General features: G+C 46.8%; 20 protein-coding genes. 11 read left to right on the forward strand and 9 right to left on the reverse strand.

The window, feature by feature from the left end:
* Positions 1-298 (forward strand): transposase (locus QUA62_RS25500; RefSeq protein WP_333407546.1); only part of this gene is annotated, 298 nt, incomplete at its 5' end.
* Positions 299-618: 320 nt separating this feature from the next.
* Here QUA62_RS25500 and QUA62_RS25505 read toward each other — a convergent pair.
* Both QUA62_RS25505 and QUA62_RS25510 read right to left on the reverse strand, forming a co-directional pair.
* On the reverse strand, positions 619-1,206 hold the full coding sequence (locus tag QUA62_RS25505; protein WP_333217491.1) for an FKBP-type peptidyl-prolyl cis-trans isomerase: 588 nt from the start codon (positions 1,204-1,206) through the stop codon (positions 619-621).
* Between the two features lie 278 nt (positions 1,207-1,484).
* Positions 1,485-1,811: a phasin family protein gene (locus QUA62_RS25510; protein WP_190662145.1), complete on the reverse strand. Its 327-nt coding sequence runs from the start codon at positions 1,809-1,811 to the stop codon at positions 1,485-1,487.
* A 215-nt stretch (positions 1,812-2,026) separates the two neighbouring features.
* Between QUA62_RS25510 and QUA62_RS25515 the strand changes: the two genes are divergently transcribed.
* The 5 genes from QUA62_RS25515 to QUA62_RS25535 all read left to right on the forward strand — a co-directional run bounded on the left by QUA62_RS25515 (position 2,027) and on the right by QUA62_RS25535 (position 5,439).
* Positions 2,027-2,383, forward strand: coding sequence for a zinc ribbon domain-containing protein (locus QUA62_RS25515; RefSeq protein ID WP_333407547.1), 357 nt, complete (start codon positions 2,027-2,029; stop codon positions 2,381-2,383).
* A 72-nt stretch (positions 2,384-2,455) separates the two neighbouring features.
* Entirely contained in the window at positions 2,456-3,421 is a 966-nt protein-coding gene (locus QUA62_RS25520; protein ID WP_333407548.1) for a BadF/BadG/BcrA/BcrD ATPase family protein, read from the forward strand.
* A 281-nt stretch (positions 3,422-3,702) separates the two neighbouring features.
* Positions 3,703-4,359, forward strand: a complete 657-nt coding sequence (locus QUA62_RS25525; RefSeq protein WP_190662148.1) for a hypothetical protein — start codon at positions 3,703-3,705, stop codon at positions 4,357-4,359.
* 103 nt (positions 4,360-4,462) lie between these two features.
* On the forward strand, positions 4,463-4,864 hold the full coding sequence (locus QUA62_RS25530; RefSeq protein ID WP_333407549.1) for an MgtC/SapB family protein: 402 nt from the start codon (positions 4,463-4,465) through the stop codon (positions 4,862-4,864).
* A 344-nt stretch (positions 4,865-5,208) separates the two neighbouring features.
* Positions 5,209-5,439 (forward strand): hypothetical protein, encoded by a 231-nt coding sequence (locus QUA62_RS25535; RefSeq protein ID WP_333407550.1) that lies wholly within the window; start codon positions 5,209-5,211, stop codon positions 5,437-5,439.
* A 522-nt stretch (positions 5,440-5,961) separates the two neighbouring features.
* On the opposite strand, the gene QUA62_RS25540 is transcribed toward QUA62_RS25535, so the two are convergent.
* Positions 5,962-6,174 (reverse strand): hypothetical protein, encoded by a 213-nt coding sequence (locus QUA62_RS25540; protein ID WP_333407551.1) that lies wholly within the window; start codon positions 6,172-6,174, stop codon positions 5,962-5,964.
* Positions 6,175-6,224: 50 nt separating this feature from the next.
* Positions 6,225-6,455, reverse strand: coding sequence for a hypothetical protein (locus tag QUA62_RS25545; RefSeq protein WP_333407552.1), 231 nt, complete (start codon positions 6,453-6,455; stop codon positions 6,225-6,227).
* Positions 6,456-6,829: 374 nt separating this feature from the next.
* On the opposite strand from QUA62_RS25545, the gene QUA62_RS25550 reads away from it, so the two are divergent.
* Complete coding sequence (locus tag QUA62_RS25550) at positions 6,830-8,581, forward strand: hypothetical protein (RefSeq protein WP_333407553.1); 1,752 nt, start codon at positions 6,830-6,832, stop codon at positions 8,579-8,581.
* Positions 8,582-8,923: 342 nt separating this feature from the next.
* Here QUA62_RS25550 and QUA62_RS25555 read toward each other — a convergent pair whose 3' ends face one another.
* Together QUA62_RS25555 and cobS are read right to left on the reverse strand one after the other, a co-directional pair.
* Positions 8,924-9,223 carry a hypothetical protein gene (locus QUA62_RS25555; protein WP_333407554.1) on the reverse strand — a complete coding sequence of 100 codons (300 nt, stop codon included), beginning with the start codon at positions 9,221-9,223 and terminating at the stop codon, positions 8,924-8,926.
* A 168-nt stretch (positions 9,224-9,391) separates the two neighbouring features.
* Positions 9,392-10,189 carry an adenosylcobinamide-GDP ribazoletransferase gene (gene cobS, locus QUA62_RS25560; RefSeq protein ID WP_190662160.1) on the reverse strand — a complete coding sequence of 266 codons (798 nt, stop codon included), beginning with the start codon at positions 10,187-10,189 and terminating at the stop codon, positions 9,392-9,394.
* A 258-nt stretch (positions 10,190-10,447) separates the two neighbouring features.
* Here cobS and QUA62_RS25565 point away from each other — a divergent pair, with 258 nt between their 5' ends.
* From QUA62_RS25565 to QUA62_RS25575, 3 genes are all read left to right on the forward strand, one after another.
* Entirely contained in the window at positions 10,448-10,897 is a 450-nt protein-coding gene (locus tag QUA62_RS25565; RefSeq protein ID WP_333289595.1) for a hypothetical protein, read from the forward strand.
* A gap of 225 nt (positions 10,898-11,122) precedes the next feature.
* Entirely contained in the window at positions 11,123-12,253 is a 1,131-nt protein-coding gene (gene tgt / locus QUA62_RS25570; protein ID WP_333289593.1) for a tRNA guanosine(34) transglycosylase Tgt, read from the forward strand.
* Between the two features lie 60 nt (positions 12,254-12,313).
* Positions 12,314-12,451, forward strand: a complete 138-nt coding sequence (locus QUA62_RS25575) for a photosystem II reaction center protein K (protein ID WP_006634808.1) — start codon at positions 12,314-12,316, stop codon at positions 12,449-12,451.
* An 84-nt stretch (positions 12,452-12,535) separates the two neighbouring features.
* Here QUA62_RS25575 and QUA62_RS25580 read toward each other — a convergent pair whose 3' ends face one another.
* Positions 12,536-13,090: a glutathione S-transferase family protein gene (locus tag QUA62_RS25580; protein ID WP_333407555.1), complete on the reverse strand. Its 555-nt coding sequence runs from the start codon at positions 13,088-13,090 to the stop codon at positions 12,536-12,538.
* Positions 13,091-13,210: 120 nt separating this feature from the next.
* Positions 13,211-13,792 carry a manganese efflux pump MntP family protein gene (locus tag QUA62_RS25585; protein ID WP_333407556.1) on the reverse strand — a complete coding sequence of 194 codons (582 nt, stop codon included), beginning with the start codon at positions 13,790-13,792 and terminating at the stop codon, positions 13,211-13,213.
* A gap of 197 nt (positions 13,793-13,989) precedes the next feature.
* Between QUA62_RS25585 and QUA62_RS25590 the strand changes: the two genes are divergently transcribed.
* Positions 13,990-14,589 carry a cytochrome b/b6 domain-containing protein gene (locus QUA62_RS25590; protein ID WP_333407557.1) on the forward strand — a complete coding sequence of 200 codons (600 nt, stop codon included), beginning with the start codon at positions 13,990-13,992 and terminating at the stop codon, positions 14,587-14,589.
* A gap of 278 nt (positions 14,590-14,867) precedes the next feature.
* Here QUA62_RS25590 and QUA62_RS25595 read toward each other — a convergent pair whose 3' ends face one another.
* Positions 14,868-17,156 (reverse strand): cache domain-containing protein, encoded by a 2,289-nt coding sequence (locus QUA62_RS25595; protein WP_333407558.1) that lies wholly within the window; start codon positions 17,154-17,156, stop codon positions 14,868-14,870.
* Positions 17,157-17,604 lie beyond the last annotated feature (448 nt).

Genomic DNA, 17,604 nt, shown 5'->3' on the forward strand with positions numbered 1-17,604 from the left:
GTATCCTCGGGATTTACATATCATACAAGTAGATAACGGAGGGTTTCATAACTCCTTAAATCTGAGCATACCCGAAAATGTAATTTTGCTCTTTCAGCCAGGCTACAGTCCGGAAGTAAATCCAATAGAAAGACTGTGGGGGTATGTAAAAGAACAATTAAAATGGTTGAGATTTGACCAAATAGAAGAGTTGAGAGCAGCCGTGCAAAAAGAGTTAAACAAGTTGACGAATGAAGTCATTGCTTCTTTGACGGGATGGCAATTCATTTTAGAGGCAATATCTGTAGCAGAACTTTAGGAAATTGGTATAACCGGAAATGATATAACATTTTGTCGCTCAAGTGGGGGGCGGGTTTATAGATATTGTCGAGGTGAATGGAAGATTGTTGGTGAAACCTGCCACTACCAATATTGTGGTTAATTTACCAGACTTGATAAGCCCAGGTGCAGCTAAATTTTACAGTCAACTTTGATGAAATTATTGTGGGGTGGGCGTCTCGCCCGCCTGAAAAATACAACTTAAATGCGGAACAGCTTATTACACAGAAACCCGGTTTCTTAAAAAAAACCGGGTTTCTAAACACCGTAAAAGTTTTACGTTGAATTAGATTGAGCTACCTAGCCAGCGATTTTCAACAATTCCACATCAAAAATCAGCGTAGCATTAGGAGGAATCACCCCGCCCGCACCGCGAGCACCGTAACCGAGTTCAGGGGGAATAATCAACTTGCGGCGGTCTCCAACTTTCATCGTACCGACACCTTCATCCCAACCCTTAATTACTTGACCTACGCCAATTTTGAACTGAAAAGGAGAATTGCGATCGCGAGAACTGTCAAACTTCGTGCCATCCTCCAAAGTTCCAGTGTAGTGCACGACAACCGTCTGCCCGGTTTTTGGAGTCGCCCCATTACCCTCTTTCAATTCAACATATTTCAGACCGGAATCGGTGGTGACAGTTTTCTCAGTATTATCAGTCATGTTATTGCCAGCGATAGTAGCTGGTACCTTCGGTAAAGTAGCATCCGCTACTAGCAAGCTATTCTCATTCAAAGACTGCGCTGACAACTTCTCAATAGCAGTCTCGGGTAAAAGATTGTTCAATTCGGCTGCAACTGCTTGGGACCCAGAACCGCCCATTTGAGCGACTATCAAAAACAAAAAGCAAACCAGCATTACCCCCAAGCTGACTAGAACTCCTCGCAAAATTAATCCTCCTGATACTTTTAACCGCGATATCTTAGATATCTAAGACATCTACAACAACAAGAAATAGAAAATTTTATCTGAACTTTTCCACCAAAAAACGGCAGATACCAGATAATTTTCAAGGCAAAACTATGAAGTCAGAATGTTTGTAATTCTACATAAATGGCTTCTACATGAGTGCCTTTTTTAGCCTTCTGGCTTCGGGTGACAATCTTATCACAAGATAACAGCGAACTCCTGGCGGGCGTTAGCGAAGCCCTCGAAGAGGATCGAACTCAGCGCCAGTTACGGTTTTCTAAATCCCGCATCTGACGTTCCAAACGATCGAGCCTTCCGCGCAACTCATCCATTTCGGACTGTCGGGGGACTCCCATATCTTGGAGAATATTCCGCAATTGCCGCTGCAACTGCGTATCCCAATTGCCCTGCTCAGACTTGAGCTGCTCCGTCATGTCATCGACAAAGGTTTTGGCTTGCTCGGGATTGATTTTGCCATCTTTGACCCATTGCTCGCTAGCTTCCTGTAATTTCTCGGCTACCAGGGAGGTAGTACCAATGCCCAGCATTACCAGTTGTTTGAGTAAGTTGCTATTGTTATCCATAGATTTTTCCTAATGTTTGCCCTTTCATACCCGATCGGCTCAGGTAGCCTGCTGTCGCTGCGAAACCCTCTGTAAACTTAAAGTTACATCAGCGCACACCTACCTTTCTATTTTGGAGCATCCAGCCGCCTGATGGCGAGCCGATCGCGCTAATCGGCGTTCGGAAAACCCCCTAATGAGCCTACCCACCACCTTACCCCATAACCCTGCTGTCTATGCCTGATTGCCCCCGCTGTCACCAACCTGTAGACGCCCGAGCGCTCGCCTGTCCGCACTGCAAAATCCCTCTCAAAGCTTTCGGTCATCCGGGTATCCCTCTTTATCGATCGAAACCCGAAGAATTTCTGTGCACTAACTGTATTTATCACGAAGACGACACTTGCAACTACCCGCAGCGTCCCTTTGCCAAAGAATGCACGCTTTATCACGATCGAGCTGAGCCACTTGTGCCACAGACGATCTCTTACAGCAGCGGCGACGGGCTGCAAGCGATCAAAAATTGGTGTCAGCGCCATCTGGTTTGGTTAGCATTATTAGGTTTAATTATTATTAGCATTGCTCTGTCGATTTAATCGGATTGTACAAAGCGTAGAATAGACATATCTCTGTTAATCTGGGTTGCTCTATTATTCTCTAAGTTATTCATGAGCTACGTATTCGGCATCGACGGCGGCGGCACTAAAACTATCTGCCTTTTAATGGATGACAACCACCTTGTTTTAGGACGGGGGGAAGCAGGGCCGTCAAATTATCAAACCCTGGGAATTGAGACAGCCAAACAATCCATTCAATTGGCGATCGAACGAGCAGTTCTGTCCGCTCAGGTCGAGGCTGTAGGCAATCTCAACATAGAAGCAATTGGTCTGGGACTAGCAGGCGTCGGGCGTCCAAAAGATCGTGAAATAGTGCAATTTGTAGTGCAGAACTTGCAGTTGACGAATACTTTACCAGTAACCCGATCGTTCCTGCCCAGGAATATAGTAATTTCCAGCGACTGCGCGATCGCACTTGCTGGCGGTACAGGCCATCCAGTGGGTATCGCCGTTATTTCAGGAACCGGTTCGATTGTTTTCGGGCAAAACCGTCAAGGAAAAACTAAACGAGTCGGCGGTTGGGGATATATTTTAGGCGATGAAGGCAGCGGATATAACATCGCCCTTCAGGGTTTGCAAGCTGCTTTGAAGTTCTATGACGGACGCGAAGATTTTACCGTGCTTGCGGAAAAATTTCAAAAGCATTTAGGCCTCAATAACCTAGAAGAATTGGTAGAAGTCGTTTACGGGCGCGGTTGGGGAGTCAAAGAAATTGCAGCTTTAGCGCCGATTGTCGAGGGAGCAGCAGCAGAGGGCGATCGCGTCGCTGACAGCATTATCAATAATGCTGTGGCAGAATTAACCTATGCAACAAAAATAGCCATTTCAGCGCTATTTAACCAAACAGAAGAATTTGAAATTGTGATCGTAGGAGGTGTGTGGGGCGGCGAGGCAAATTGCCGAGGTCGGTTTGAAGCGGCCATAAGTGCGATCGCCCCAAAGGCTAAGGTTATCTCGCCCCGATACGAACCAGCTTTCGGTGCTGGATTGTTAGCTTTAAACGCTCTCAACAATTAACCGGGTGATCCCAGCCTTCGTGCGGGAATTTCACCTTAACTAATTAGAGGCTAAGGGGGACGATGAATCGAAATCTCTCCTTTATCCTCCTTATCTTCCCAATCTTGCCCATTTTCTCGCTCTTTCCAAATTTTAAAAGTTTCGATTATCTACCTTATCTTCCCAACTTGTAGAATTCCAGCCTGCCATAATCACAACATCAGATGAATGCGAAACAAGAAACAAATTTAGCAGTATTGCGTTCCTAAGTAAACAAAAACCGCAGCAAGGAGACAATTTATATGATTACTTCTCAAAAATGGCGTTCAGCAACAGCAGCGATCCTCGCACTGGGCATTACAGTTGGAACCAGCGCGCCGCTGGTGGTAGCTACTCCCGCAGAAGCCCAACAACGAATTTCACAATTTGATAGCATCCGAATTCCGTCGGGCAGTGTAATTCCAGTTAGCTATGAAAAAGACAAAATAGTTGTCACCCGCGAAGAAACTGCACCTTTAACTTTAACAGTGGCGCGAGACATCCGCACACCTCAAGGCAGAGTATTAATCCCCGGAGGCAGCCAGATAGTCGGGACACTGCAACCTGTCAGAAGAGGCAATCAAATCGGTACTCAATTTGTTGCCAGAGAGTTAATTATCAGCCGCCGCCAACGCTATCGGATTGATGGCTATTCGGGAATTATTACCCGAAGCGAAAGAGTCCAAAAAGGTGCTGGCACAGGTTCATTAGCGCAAGGTGCAGCATTGGGTGCAGCAGCAGCAGCAGCACTAGCAGGCATTACCGGTGACAAAGCCATCGCCACGGAAGAAGTATTGGGAGGCGCTGGGATCGGCGCTATAGCTGGAGTATTGTTGGGACGGCGCAGCGTTGACGTGCTCGTGATTCGCCCGGAACAAGATTTGGCAGTGACATTGCGATCGGATATCGTACTCCGCTAATATTGGAATCTTCGGATTAATTATTTGCAGTAAAACATTGTCGATCGCTAACTTGTTGTCTCCCGATAATTGGCTAGGCATACTATTAAGGTTGTGCCTAGCCATGTTTGTTGGCGGAATTATTGGATGGGAGCGCCAACTCAGACACAAACCAGCGGGATTGAGAACTCATATGCTAGTAAGTATGGGTTCTGCACTGTTTGTTTTAATGCCGCTGGCAATGGGTAAAAATGAAAACGGAGGAGATGCTGTAGCGCGCGTAATTCAAGGCATTGCTGCCGGGATTGGGTTTTTGGGAGGCGGAGAAATCCTGCGGCAAAATCAACAGGAAATAGGCAAAGTTGAAGTTCACGGACTCACCTCTGCCGCCGCTATTTGGGTGTCAGCAGCTTTAGGAACTGCGGCCGGATGCGGGTTGTGGCAACTGGCATTAATTGGCGCTTTAATGTCGCTGTTTGTTCTGAGAGTAATTAAAGAGTTAGAGCGTCGGACTCGTGGGAAATAGTCTCAGTTATGATATAAAATAGGGTATTATAATTGTTATAACGTTTGTAGTGACGACGGAAGTACGAGCGAGTTTTATGAGGGTTAAAGTCCTCACTCCCTACTAATTTTATTGCCGTCGATGGAGGGGAAATAATATTAGCTGTTTCATACCAAGTCCAGTTAATCCTTGATCGTAAATTGTTTGCCCTCATCCCAGCCATACCTGTCCAGATGCTGAAAAAGGGGCGTTACACAATTTGAAGATGATTATTGTGGGCATTGGTGTCAACTTAACGTTAAACCCTCATTTCGGCAGCGGTTGAAACAAGAGCCTCAAAGCGAAAGTCCTCGCTATGAGGACTAATGAGTTCTTCAGTCCTCTTTGAGAGGACTTTAGCTATGAGACAGGGAATTCATTCCCTGGCGGACTTCCGGGTGAGCGCAGGGCGGTTTCATTCTCACGAAAATCAGGCTTTTGACTCTTGTAGTGCCAAGAATGCCTACCCCCCCACAGACGATTTCACAGGCTTTTCAGACATGGGGGCAACCACGGGGGGATTGCCCCTAGGTCGAATGAAACCGCCCTGCGGGTGAGCGGGAGGACTGGCGGACTAAAGGCTTAAGTTGACACTAATATATTGTGGGGTGTTCCGCCTGCGGTGAAAATACACGCCTTCGGGCTACGAGAGCCCATTCCACAAAAAAACAATCAAAATCACCCCGCCATTATGCAACCCCTACAAAGTGGCTAAAACGCTTGAAATCTCTGCTTGGCGCGCTCGATAAATCTTCTTTATTTGATAGAGTATTAACAATAGATAACATCTCAAGAATAATGCTCAACTTTTACGAAGCAAACACTTTGACTACAGCTTGACAGGTCGGGTCATCCAAGCCTGACCTTTGACGAGTGAAGTCCTCACTATCCACTTACATATTCATTTTAATATTTATTATTTCAATTTTAGTTACTTTGGTCAAAAACCATTGAACCAAACTACCAATATTTTTTAAATTAATTAGTATATAAATCAGCAATATAATTATATTTTACCAGCCTTTATGAACTACAAAAATTAATTAATATTCATATCGCCCGAGGACTGAATAAAAAAATTAATTTATATCCGGGAAATTTGGCATTTTCATCAATTCCAAAGACTCTTGCCTCACGCGACCCGCCATCGCAGCTAATTGCAAGCTCATAAAAGCATTCAAATCTTCCAAATCACACTTGGCAGAGGAAAAAACCTTCTGCATTTCATTTTCCGCTTCCAAACTCAGATAGCCAGCGGCAATAGCTTGTTTTACAACTTCACGAATCTGCACGGTAGAAATGTCCCTTACTAAATTTTTACTACTCAAAAGCCCGCTAATTACTAACAGGAAGTTTCGGAAGCCGTCTCGCCAAAGATTTCAAATTTTCTCAGCTCGCGAGACTCTTGTTTCACTCCTCCGGACATCGCTGCTAGTTGCAAAGCCATAAAAGCATTTAAGTCTTCCAAGTCATACTTGGTGGTAGTTAACATCCCCCGCAGTTGATTTTCGGCTTCAAGGGTTAGATAGCCTAGAGCCAGAGCTTGCTGGGCGAGATCGCGAATTAGTACCATAACACTTCGGGATTTTATTGGTTCAAGCCTCAGTATCAACTGTTTTCACAGAATCAGCAGTGACGGCTATTGCTCGATAGGTGTGACATTGTTACGGGCCACTCGTGACAGCCGGAGTCGCAGAGTGTGACTAAGTATTTGCACGGTTGTGATGGCGATCACGCGGGGGATGCCAGAGGAGGAGTGTCCGAGTGGGGAGTCGGAGAGTGTCCGGGTGTCTGGGTGGGGGAGTCGGAGAGTGTCCGAGTGGAGGAGTCGGAGAGGGGGAGCATTTTTCTTTTTCCCTGCAACTAATAACTGATGACTACTGCCTTCTACCTTCAGAAGACGCTCAACGTCTATAATCAGCAAGTTAAATATTTACGGCAAGACATATGGAACTAGCTCATAAAGATTTGCTACAACAAATAGCCCGACTATCGGAAACTTATGCTAATTTGGCCGATCGCCTGTCTCAAGCAGCAAAACAACTGCAAGACTCCGGCCTTCCTCCCTCTGACAGCTTGCTGCAGGAAGTAGCAGCCTACAGCCGCAACTTTGCCGCAGTCCAAAAACAAGCTCTCGAACTCAACAAATCCGCGATCGCGCCGGGGGAAATTGCTTCCCTCAAAGACATTCAAAACTTAGTCGAGACTGCCGCAGCTTCCGAAGGTAAAGCAGAAATTCGCGACGCAGCTTTGAAAGTGATCGATCGAGTATTGGCGATCGCCCACCGCGAACAAAGCGACTTCGCACCCTTACAATCAGTTCATGCCAGAGCCCGCGAACTGCAGCGCGCGATTTCCGAATCAACCCCAACTCAACTGCATTCCGACGCAGAATCCTTAGTCAGTGGCAAACACCCAGTTTCAGCAGTGCTCGCCCTGGTGGAACAGCAAGACAAATTAGATGACGAACAGTGGGTAATTCTCGAAGAAACAGTCAGCGCCGCTTTTGGCAAACAAATAGCCGTAGCCATTTCCAGAGGCAAATTAACCATTGCTGAGATGGTAAAAGCAGCACCTGCAAAAGTCGAACCCGCATTTAAACCAGCGCCAGAACAAAAAATCAGCGCCGAACCTTTGCCAGAAGTGATTGTCATCCCGTCAGGAAATGTGGCACCGAAACAAGTTACAGTTGCGCCACAGATCCAGATTTTGGAATCCCCCGCACCTTCTGCCCCCATGCACGAGGTAATTATTGTTCCCAGCGTGGAAGTACCTAAGTCTCTCCCGACAACCGGTTCTGGGAACATTGTTTTTGGGGCACCCCGGAACATTCAACCAGCGGTGGCAGTAGAGGGCGGTTTGGGAATCAAAGTTTTGGTGCACATTCAGGGGATTGGCGATCGAACTTTCGGTGCTCAAGAATACGCGGGTACTAAAGCTCAAGGGCGCCGTGTCGAAGGATTTGCGATTAATATCGACCCGCCAATTCCCGGCTTAAATGTCGAGTACATGGCTCACGTCGAAGGTGTTGGGGATACTCCTTGGCTTAGCGAAGGAGAATTGGCAGGTTTTCGGGGTCAAGCGAAACGAATTGAGGGATTTGCGGTGCGGTTGAGCGGGCCGCAAGCTGATAAGTACGACGTATTTTATAGCGCTCACATTCAGAATATCGGCGACACCGACGTGTCCTCCAACGGCGAATATTGCGGCACTCGCGGCAAAGCTTTGAGAATAGAGGGCATCAAAGTTTGGATCGCGCAGTCTGCAAGTTCCCAAACAGTGGCGCCTGTGGGTTTAAAAGTGTTGGCGCATATTCAAGGAATTGGCGATCGAACTTTTAGCGATCGAGAATATGCGGGTACTAAAGCTCAAGGCCGCCGCGTGGAAGGATTTCAAATTAAAATAGAGCCTCCCGTTCCCGGTTTAAATTTGCAGTACATGGCTCACGTTGAAGGAGTTGGCGATACTGCTTGGATCTCGGAAGGGGAGTTGGCCGGTTTCCGGGGCAAAGCCAAGCGCATTGAGGGATTTGCCGCCCGCCTGACAGGGCCGCAAGCTGATAAATACGACGTATTTTATACGGCTCACATCCAGAATGTAGGTGATACTCCTGTTACTGCTAACGGTCAATATTGCGGCACTCGCGGCAAAGGTTTGAGGGTTGAGGGGATGACGGTTTGGGTTGAGCCGAAAGCGTAAAAATTGAGAATGAAGGGAAAATTTGCAGTTGCATTTTCCATTCATTTTCTGTTGTTATATCATGTTTGATTGGTTGGTTTTTGTATAAGTTGCGCGATGGTAGGGGCTGGTTTTACCAAGCATCTACGCCAAGAACTAATAATCCCATAAACCCGCCCCCTCTCTCTCAACGCTAAACCTCAATGTACATTTTTTCCCTTCGATCAAAGTCAAGGTTGATATAGGTTATTAGTTGTTGGCGGGCGGGTTTAGGAGATTGTTTGTGTGCGTCAAAGATTATTGGTAAAACCCGCCCCTACAGCATCAAAAACACTTGCACAACTTACGCTAGCAGACACGATATTAATGGTGTAGCACGTGCAACAAGCCTTCTACCACATGACCGATCGCACTTGGAGCAGATTCGCAAGCTGCAGCTTCGGCGGCGCAGTAGCTGGCGTGGAGTGCGTTTCCGACAGCCTGACTCCCTCCCTCCAGCGCATCGGCACCAAATTGACCGCGATATGTTTCTTGGACCATTTCAGCTTGAATTTTGCTGGTGGTTTCTTGGGCATTCGTTTCCCAATTGCGGATTGTTTGGATGATCTCGAACCCAGCCCAAATTAACATTCCGAGGACGATCGCAGCAATAAAGTATCCCATAGCTTTCTTTAAAGTTTGAGGTTTGCTCTATCTAATCTAGGGTGGCATTTGAAGGCAGACAGGAGCAAAACCATTGCTATTGAGTGCGGATTTCCACCTGCTAGAACTGTCGTTATTTGGTAAATTGAGGACTAAAGCTTCACTAAAACTATGGCAACATGGCATAACTTACCCTTCCAGAGCTGCCAAAAGACACAGCAACAAAGCCTCCGTCCACTCGACTACAGCACCGTAAGTATCGCCCGTGTGGCCGCCCAAACGGTGGTTAAACCAGGCTCCGGCAAAAATTCCGATCGCACTTCCCCCCAAAGCCATCCCCGCCGCCAACAGCCACCGATCGCCCTCCAATACAACTTGCACCACGCTCAAACTCAGCAGCAACAGCACTCCCGGTATAAAATCAAAAGGAGAATAAATCGATTCCTTGTGAAAAGCTCCCTTACCCTCGGCCCGCAGATATGGATAGCGGGCGATCGCCACCAGTTGGGCCCACCTTCCCCAACCGGCCACACCCATCAAAGCCAGCCACCGATAGTTATTCAAGTCTGAGAGAGCGGCAGTTTTCAGCAGTACGATCGCGATCGCAGCCATCGCCCCAAAGGCCCCTGTAACGCTGTCCCGCATGACTTCCAGCCTGCGTACCGGGTCGGGTACAGCCAGCCCGTCCGCCGCGTCCATTGCGCCGTCTAGGTGCAGCCCGCCAGTCACGGCGATGCCCAAGACTACCACCAAGGCCGATCGAGTCAGAGCAGGCATTCCCAACAACTGCAACCCAACATCCCCCAGTCCCAGCATCCCCCCAATCAAAAGCCCGATCGCCGGTGCCAAGCGGGCAATGCCCCGAAACTCCAAAGTCCAAGACACTGGTACCGGCAAACAAGTATAAAAAGCGACTGCGGCTGCGATGGCAGCGCCTTGATTCCGGAAAAAGTCGATCGTAGAGCGAACCCATTTATCATGCACCATAAGATAGAAAATTTTTCATCTGGTATGCAGTTGTCAATCGATTAGCGTGTGCCAGAATTGGACTGTAACACCCTAGTTTTTTGGATCGAGCATTCCTCCTGTCCGAGATCTTTTCCCCGGAAAACCTCTGTCGGCAGCGATCCCAAAGCTCCCTATCTAAAATGACTAAACTCAAGATCCGCGTTTCCCTTCCCAAGAATTCTAGCTAACTCCCTGATTATCAAGACGGGAAAATACTACAACAGAGGCTTTTACTCCATGAGTGACGATCAATTGAATAACAGGGTAGTTGCTCCTTGCATCATCGATACAGGGATTGTCGTCAACAAACGCGATATCAAAAGATTGCTGTTTGATTTAGGACGTGTCCGCTACCTTCACATACAAGATGGTCAGATTTATAGCGAAGGGGAAGGTTATGTGCTCGAAGTCTTCGCCAACCCCGACCGTTCTACCCTGATTGCCAATCATGCGCTTTATTTGAACGTGTATAGTTTTGATTACCTGGAACTTAAACAGTCCCCTGAAGATGGTGCTTATTTTGACCTGATTCAAGATGGACGGCAGTTGCGGTTAATTCCCCTCTCCAATCCTTTGCAAGAGCAATTCGCCCGGAATTTAAATGCTGCGGCTTTGGATGCGGTTGTCGATCAGGTACTCTCAGGCAACTGGGATCTGCACTTGGACGAAGATGATTCCCCCTTTTAATCGTCAGTCAGTCGATTTTAGATTTTAGATTTTAGATTTTAGATTTACTTGCAGCATTGAATCTGGGAGTTAGAACTAAGGTCTAAAATTTTTTGCCCTCCACGACGATTGTCGGAAACTTGTATCCGTTTTTGGGCGGGGTCATGAGTTTTTTGTCGCGATGTCATCAACAATAGATTAGATAACACGGACGGCCGAGTAGCGGTTAACGATCGTCGGGGACTAATGACTGAAGACAACGCGAGATTTACTTTTAAATGTCAGGCTAATTGCAGCCATACCCAAGCCCGTGCAGGGGTTTTTACCACTCCCCACGGTGTGGTGGAAACGCCTAAATTTATGCCCGTAGGGACGCTGGCTAATGTCAAAACTTTGACACCGGCACATCTTGAGGCGGCGGGTTCTCAAATGGTTTTGGCAAATACTTATCACTTGCACTTGCAGCCGGGGGAAGCGATTGTCGCAGGCGCGGGCGGATTGCACAAATTTATGGCTTGGCCGGGCCCGATGCTGACGGATTCGGGTGGCTTTCAGGTGTTTAGCTTGAGCCAAATGCGGAAGATTACTGATGATGGGGTGACTTTTCGCTCTCCCCGCGATGGCCGCATGATTAATTTGACGCCGGAACGATCGATCGAAATTCAGAATGAGTTGGGCGCTGATGTGATTATGGCCTTTGACGAGTGTCCCCCTTACCCCGCTACGCGGGAAGAGGTGGAGGCTGCGACAAATCGCACTTACCGCTGGCTGCAACGCTGCATTCAAGCTCACTCGCGCCCGGATCAAGCTTTGTTCGGCATCGTCCAGGGGGGCGTTTTCCCCGATTTGCGATCGCGCGCGGCGAACCAGTTGGTAGATTTGGATTTACCAGGCTACGCCATCGGCGGCGTTAGTGTGGGGGAATCGGGGGATTTGATCGCAGAGATTGTGAAGGTGACTGCGCCCCTGTTGCCGGCAAATAAACCGCGTTATTTGATGGGGATTGGGACTTATCGGGAAATGGCGTTGGCTGTGGCGAGTGGCGTAGATATGTTTGACTGCGTGATTCCGACTCGGCTGGCCCGCCACGGGACGGCTTTTGTGGGTGGGGAACGCTGGAGTTTGAAAAATGCTCGGTTCCGGGAGGATTTTGCGCCGCTGGATGAGTCTTGTCCTTGTTATACCTGCCAAAAATTCAGTCGGGCTTATTTGGCCCATTTGGCGCGGGCTAACGAAGTGCTGGGGTATACTTTGCTAGCGATTCACAATGTCACGGAGTTGATTCGCTTTACGGGGAGGATGCGGGAGGCGATTTTTGCCGATCGATTTACTGAAGAGTTTGCCCACTGGCTCGCACCGAGAGTCGATCGATCGTGATTGCCTTGGGTAAAGATATGCGACAATTATGAAAATTCTGTTGGATAGGTAGGTTGATTCATGGAAGCTGCATTACTCTTAGCAAAACTGCCCGAAGCTTATTCGATTTTTGAGCCTTTGGTTAATGTTTTGCCGGTCATTCCCGTATTTTTCTTGCTGCTGGCTTTTGTTTGGCAGGCGGCTGTCGGATTTAGATAAGTTTGATTTTAATAAAAGCAGGGGCAATTCCAGAATTGCCCCTGCTTTTAGATGTTAAGTTTTGTTTCGCTCTTCCTTCTGCCTTCAGCTACCGCCGATCCCACTTTTGAAAGCCGGTCTTTCTGAGATCCGCTTGATGTAATCTACAACGGCCGGATAAGCACTGAGGTCTAGTTTTAGCATCATCGGAATGTAGGCCAACATTGACCCCACTGCTGCGTCGGCGACGCCAAATTCATCACCCATTAAAAACGGCTGTTTCTCAAAGATTTCATTTAACGGTTTTAACAACTTGGGAGTTTCGCGATCGCGATTTGCTTCGACAAATATTCCCGGCCCCAAGGTGGCGTTAGCAAACGTGACCCACTGCACAATTTCAGCTTGCTGCTCCAAAGTCGCGGGCATTCTACCATGTTTTTGAGCTAAATACAGCAGAATTGCGCCGGATTCCCAAAGTTTGAAATCTCCGTCAACAATTGCCGGTACTTTGCCGATCGGGTTAATTTCGAGATACTCTGGCTGCAAGTGTTCCCCTGCTTGCATATCCAGCATGACGAATTCGTAGGGAACTCCTATTTCTTCTAGATACCACTTGACAATTGAGGCCCTGCTGCGGGCTGCGCCGTAAAGTTTCAGCACGGAATTTTTATCCTTTAACGCAATATTGCTGTTATAGCATTTTTTGGGAATTGGGAATTAAAGTCACCAGAGACTCTGATGTCAATGTTCGACTGATGACTACTGACTACTGACTAATTACTAATTACCGATAACTAATGGCATTTCTGTCAAGTGCAGAAACAAGATTCTGCTGCCAATAAAAATCAAAATGGCTCCGCCCAATATCTCAATTTTATTAGCAAATAAGTTGCCGCACTTGTGCCCGATAAACACGCCAGCAAAGGCTAAAAAGAAAGTAATAAATCCGATCGCAGTCACCGCAGGAGCAATAGAATCTTTCAGGACAGCAAATCCGAGGCCAACTGCTAGAGCATCGATACTCGTCGCCACCGACAGCGTTATCAAAGTCCCCGTATCTAAGGGATTGAACTTTTTCTCGCATTCTTCGCTTTGCAGCGATTCGTAAATCATTCTCCCGCCAATGAAACTCAAAAGCCCAAAAGCGATCCAATGGTCGATCGGTGTTATCAAAAAACTAAAACTCAGACCGAGCAACCATCCTAGGACGGGCATTAAAGCTTGAAAGCCTCCGAAAAATAAGGCGATTTTTAAAGCTTTATTGACCTTCATGTGTTTGATTGCTAAACCGCTCGAAACAGCCACAGCAAAAGCATCTGCTGCTAGTCCCAAGGAAAGTAATATGGTAGTGGCTGCATCCATTTTTGTAAAGTGTTAGGTGTTATAAATAAACTGTTACTCTTGACTGTTTTAGTTTACACTAAATTTTGATATAATTGCGTTATTATCATAATATATTCATTTTTGACTCACATTTATTTCACAATTGGCGAAAGTTGAAAAAATCAGCGCTTAGCTGTATTCTGTTAAAGATTATTTATCAAGTAGCAGAATTGACTATGCCGCAATCTAGACCGTACCAGCCATTGCTGCTCAGGTTACTGCATGGGGTTAACGCTGCGATCGCCCTTTTAGCAATTTTGAGCGCATTTCTGGTTTACAACACCTACGATGGGCGGTTTGGCAAAGTCTCCGTACCTCAGATTGGAGATATTATCGGGATTCACGGCACTTTTGGCAAGATGTTGCTGTTAGGAATAATGCCGGCTTTTGCATTGTACAGTTTCCACGCCGGTCAAAAAGTTTTGGTGCAGCCTGATTCTTTTGGGAAACTAACGCAGTTGGGAAAACCGATTGGGTGGTACAGTTTGCACCGGATTGTGAATACGTTGATGTTGCTGGCACTGACTTTTTCGATCGCTTCTGGCAGTATGGTTAAGGAAGAATGGCTGCCGGCTGGGGAATTGACCCAGGTTTGGTATTATTTACACGCTTCTGGTTGGGTGGTATTGGTATTTTGTCTGGCAATGCACTTGTTGATGAGTGCGAAGGTGGGGGGTTTGCCCCTAATTTTGTCGATGTTTGATGCCGCATATCCCCCGGAAGATTCGCCGGCGGCTTGGTGGAAGAAAATTCGCTCTTTGGTCGATCGCTCTTAATGTGAAAATGCTTAATTTGAAAATGAACAAAAATATTTTATTAATTGTTGCGGAAGTCTTGGTAATGGGAGGTTGGTTGTTTGCTGTGGTTGCACCTTTATTATTTCCCTAATCCTATCATAGCAATTTGGGTTAACAAATGATCGTTAGGTTTGTAGTGAAGACTTCAGCCTTCTGTTTTATGAGGACTAAAGTCTTCATTACGAAGCCAAATTAAGCTTTTCGCGGAACTTGCTGGCAAGATTTGCGACTGGTTTCCCTGGCGGCAAGATGCGATATCAAAGGATCGGCAATTTTACCATAAACTCAGCACCGCCCCCAGTTTGAGATTTAATTTGAGATTGCACGGGAGATTCAACTGTAAGGCCGCCGCCGTGCAATTCTACAATAATTTTATAGCAAACCGACAAGTCCAATCCTGTAAAATTTTTAAATGATTTAGTATGACCAGACTGGTCAAATATTCTGTGTTGAATTTCCGGGGGAATTCGGGCGCCGTTGTGGGCGATCGATACTGCAATAAACCGGGCGGGATAACCCTCGACAATATCTGTTTTAATTGTAATAATTTGATCGGAGTTTTCAATACTCTTAAGAGCATCAATAGCATTGCTGAGGAGACTCGCGAATACCTGGCTCAGTTGACCGGGATAACACAAAATGGGCGGCAGGTTGTGGTACTCCTTGACTACTAATATTTTTTGCTCCAGCCGGCCCGCTAGCAACAGCAAAATATTGTCGATGCTTTCATTTAGGTTGGCGTGTTCTTTGTTGGGTTCGTCAGGAAGCGAAAATTTCCGCAAAGCAAGGACTATCTGGCGAATGCGATCGGCTCCTATTTTCAAAAGGTTGAGAATTTGCGGCAACTCTTCGCTGATAAAATCTAGGTCGCAGGCCTCTATTTCTTTGGCAATTCGCGGCACAGGTTCGGGATATTGTTCGCGATAGAGGCGAATTATATTGAGCAAATATTTGATATAATCGTTAACGTGAATCAGGCGACCGTAAATAAAGTTAATCGGGTTATTAATTTCCTGGGCAACTTCGGCGGCTAGTTGACCGACAATTGTCATTTTTTCGCTTTGTACTAAATGCTCTTCGGTGATTCTGAGTTTTGCTAATACTTCTTCCAAAAGTTTGAGTTCTTCTTGAATTTGCCCGTGGAGTTGGGATTGGGAAATTGCGATCGCCAGCGAGTCTGCAATTGCTTCCAAAACTTCCACCTCGTCGGGAGTTGCAAACCGCCGATTTGCACAGGCGAACAGATATCCAAGCCGATGATTCTGAGTTAGTACGGGTACTGCTGCGTAGTGACTATTTGTGAGTTCGATATGGGCGTGTTCCTCAGACGCTGTGGCATCAGGGGCGGCCGTTTTATGTAGCAGTATCGTTTCGCAGCGGTGAAGCCGTGCAGCTAAATCTCCAGAGGGCCCTCCAGGAACACCAAAGATTCCCAAGCAGGCCGGCAAACCTTCCCGGCAATATTCCCAGCCAAATTCTAAAGTATCTTGTCGGGGATCGTACCATGCGAAAATAGCTCGATCGAGCTTCAGTAAAGTACCGAGTTCGTCTACTGTAGTTTGGAGGATGCGATCGAGGTGCAAGGAAGCGCGAATGCGGCCGGTCAAGCGGTGGAGAAGGCCTTCTGTGCGACTGCGAATGCAATTTAGGGCAAACAGCTTGAGCGCCACAATTGCTGCGAAAATAGCTGCGGCGGCAAGTACCCCGGCTGCTACTGCTAGTATCTTGAAAGGAAGGAGTTCTTTTTCGAGATTGTCGCGGGGAATTACGAGGGCGATCGACCATTCAGCTTGTTCTAAAGGAAGATAGGCAACATAAACTCTGGCGCCGTTGATTTGAGTCAGCACAATGCCCGTTTTTTGATAAACCATCTCCCGGGCTACATTCGCCAAATTAGCATCTGCGGACTCTAAAAGACTGGGAGCCGATTTGTCGATATTTCCGATTAACCGAACGTCGGGATGCACAATCGGCACTCCTTGAGAATTGAGAACAAAAGCGTAAGTTCCTGCCCCATATTCCAGCTTTCCTACTACTTGGGCAATTCGGTCGATGCTAATGACGCCGTTGATTACTCCGATCGGCTTTTGTGCTTTTTTATCAATAGAATTTGCCGAACTTGACCACACCGGAGCCGAAATGGGAACAATACTTTGTCCTTTGAGCGTGCGAGAAATGGTAGGATCGGAAACATAGACTTCCCCAGCCATTGCCTTTTTAAAGTGTTGGCGGTCGCTCACATTAATCAACGCTCTGCCCACTTTTGTGGTGAAATAAGAACCGTCGGGATCAATTAATGCGAAGTGCTGGAATTCTTGCAGTCGATTTACTTCCGATTTTAAATAAGGCTCTGCAACGGACCAATTCATCGAACGAACGGGAGGAGTGTGGGCGAGGATTTCGATCTCAGCCTTTCTAGTGCCGAGCCAGCGATCGATCTTGTTGGCGCGATCCCTAACTTCTAACAAAGCATTTCGCTCGCTTTTGGTGATAATCAAGCGGCGAACGCTTTGATAGCTGATACAACCCGTGATGCTAGCTGCCAAAATTGTTCCGCCCAAAATTAAGAGCGCAGTTTTGTACCCAAGATGGTATTCGCCCTTTAATTCCGCTGGCAATAGTCGAGTTAATTTCCACCACTTTACTCTCGCAAAGCTTCGCATGGTTTGACCAATTTGTGAGATTGAAATCCTTAGCTCACCTGCGATGTACTCGCCCGCACGCCAGTAGTCTGAAACTACTAGCCTTCAATAATTGCGGGATTTTTTAATTTTTTCCCGCCGGCCGGCTCACCTTGTTAAACTGGAATAATATTCTATCATTTTTTTGATGAATTAAAACTTTTTATTAACAACTTAAGATTTTTCTTAACAGTCGTTAATAATTTATGTTAATTAGGTGATGTGAGTAATGCGAACCCTACATTGAGATGTTTGGTGTTTGTCTTAATAACGAAATATTAAAAATTTTTCCTTCATTAATGAACTAAAAACT

The sequence above is a fragment of the Microcoleus sp. MON1_C1 genome, assembly GCF_036701945.1.
GTDB lineage: Bacteria > Cyanobacteriota > Cyanobacteriia > Cyanobacteriales > Microcoleaceae > Microcoleus.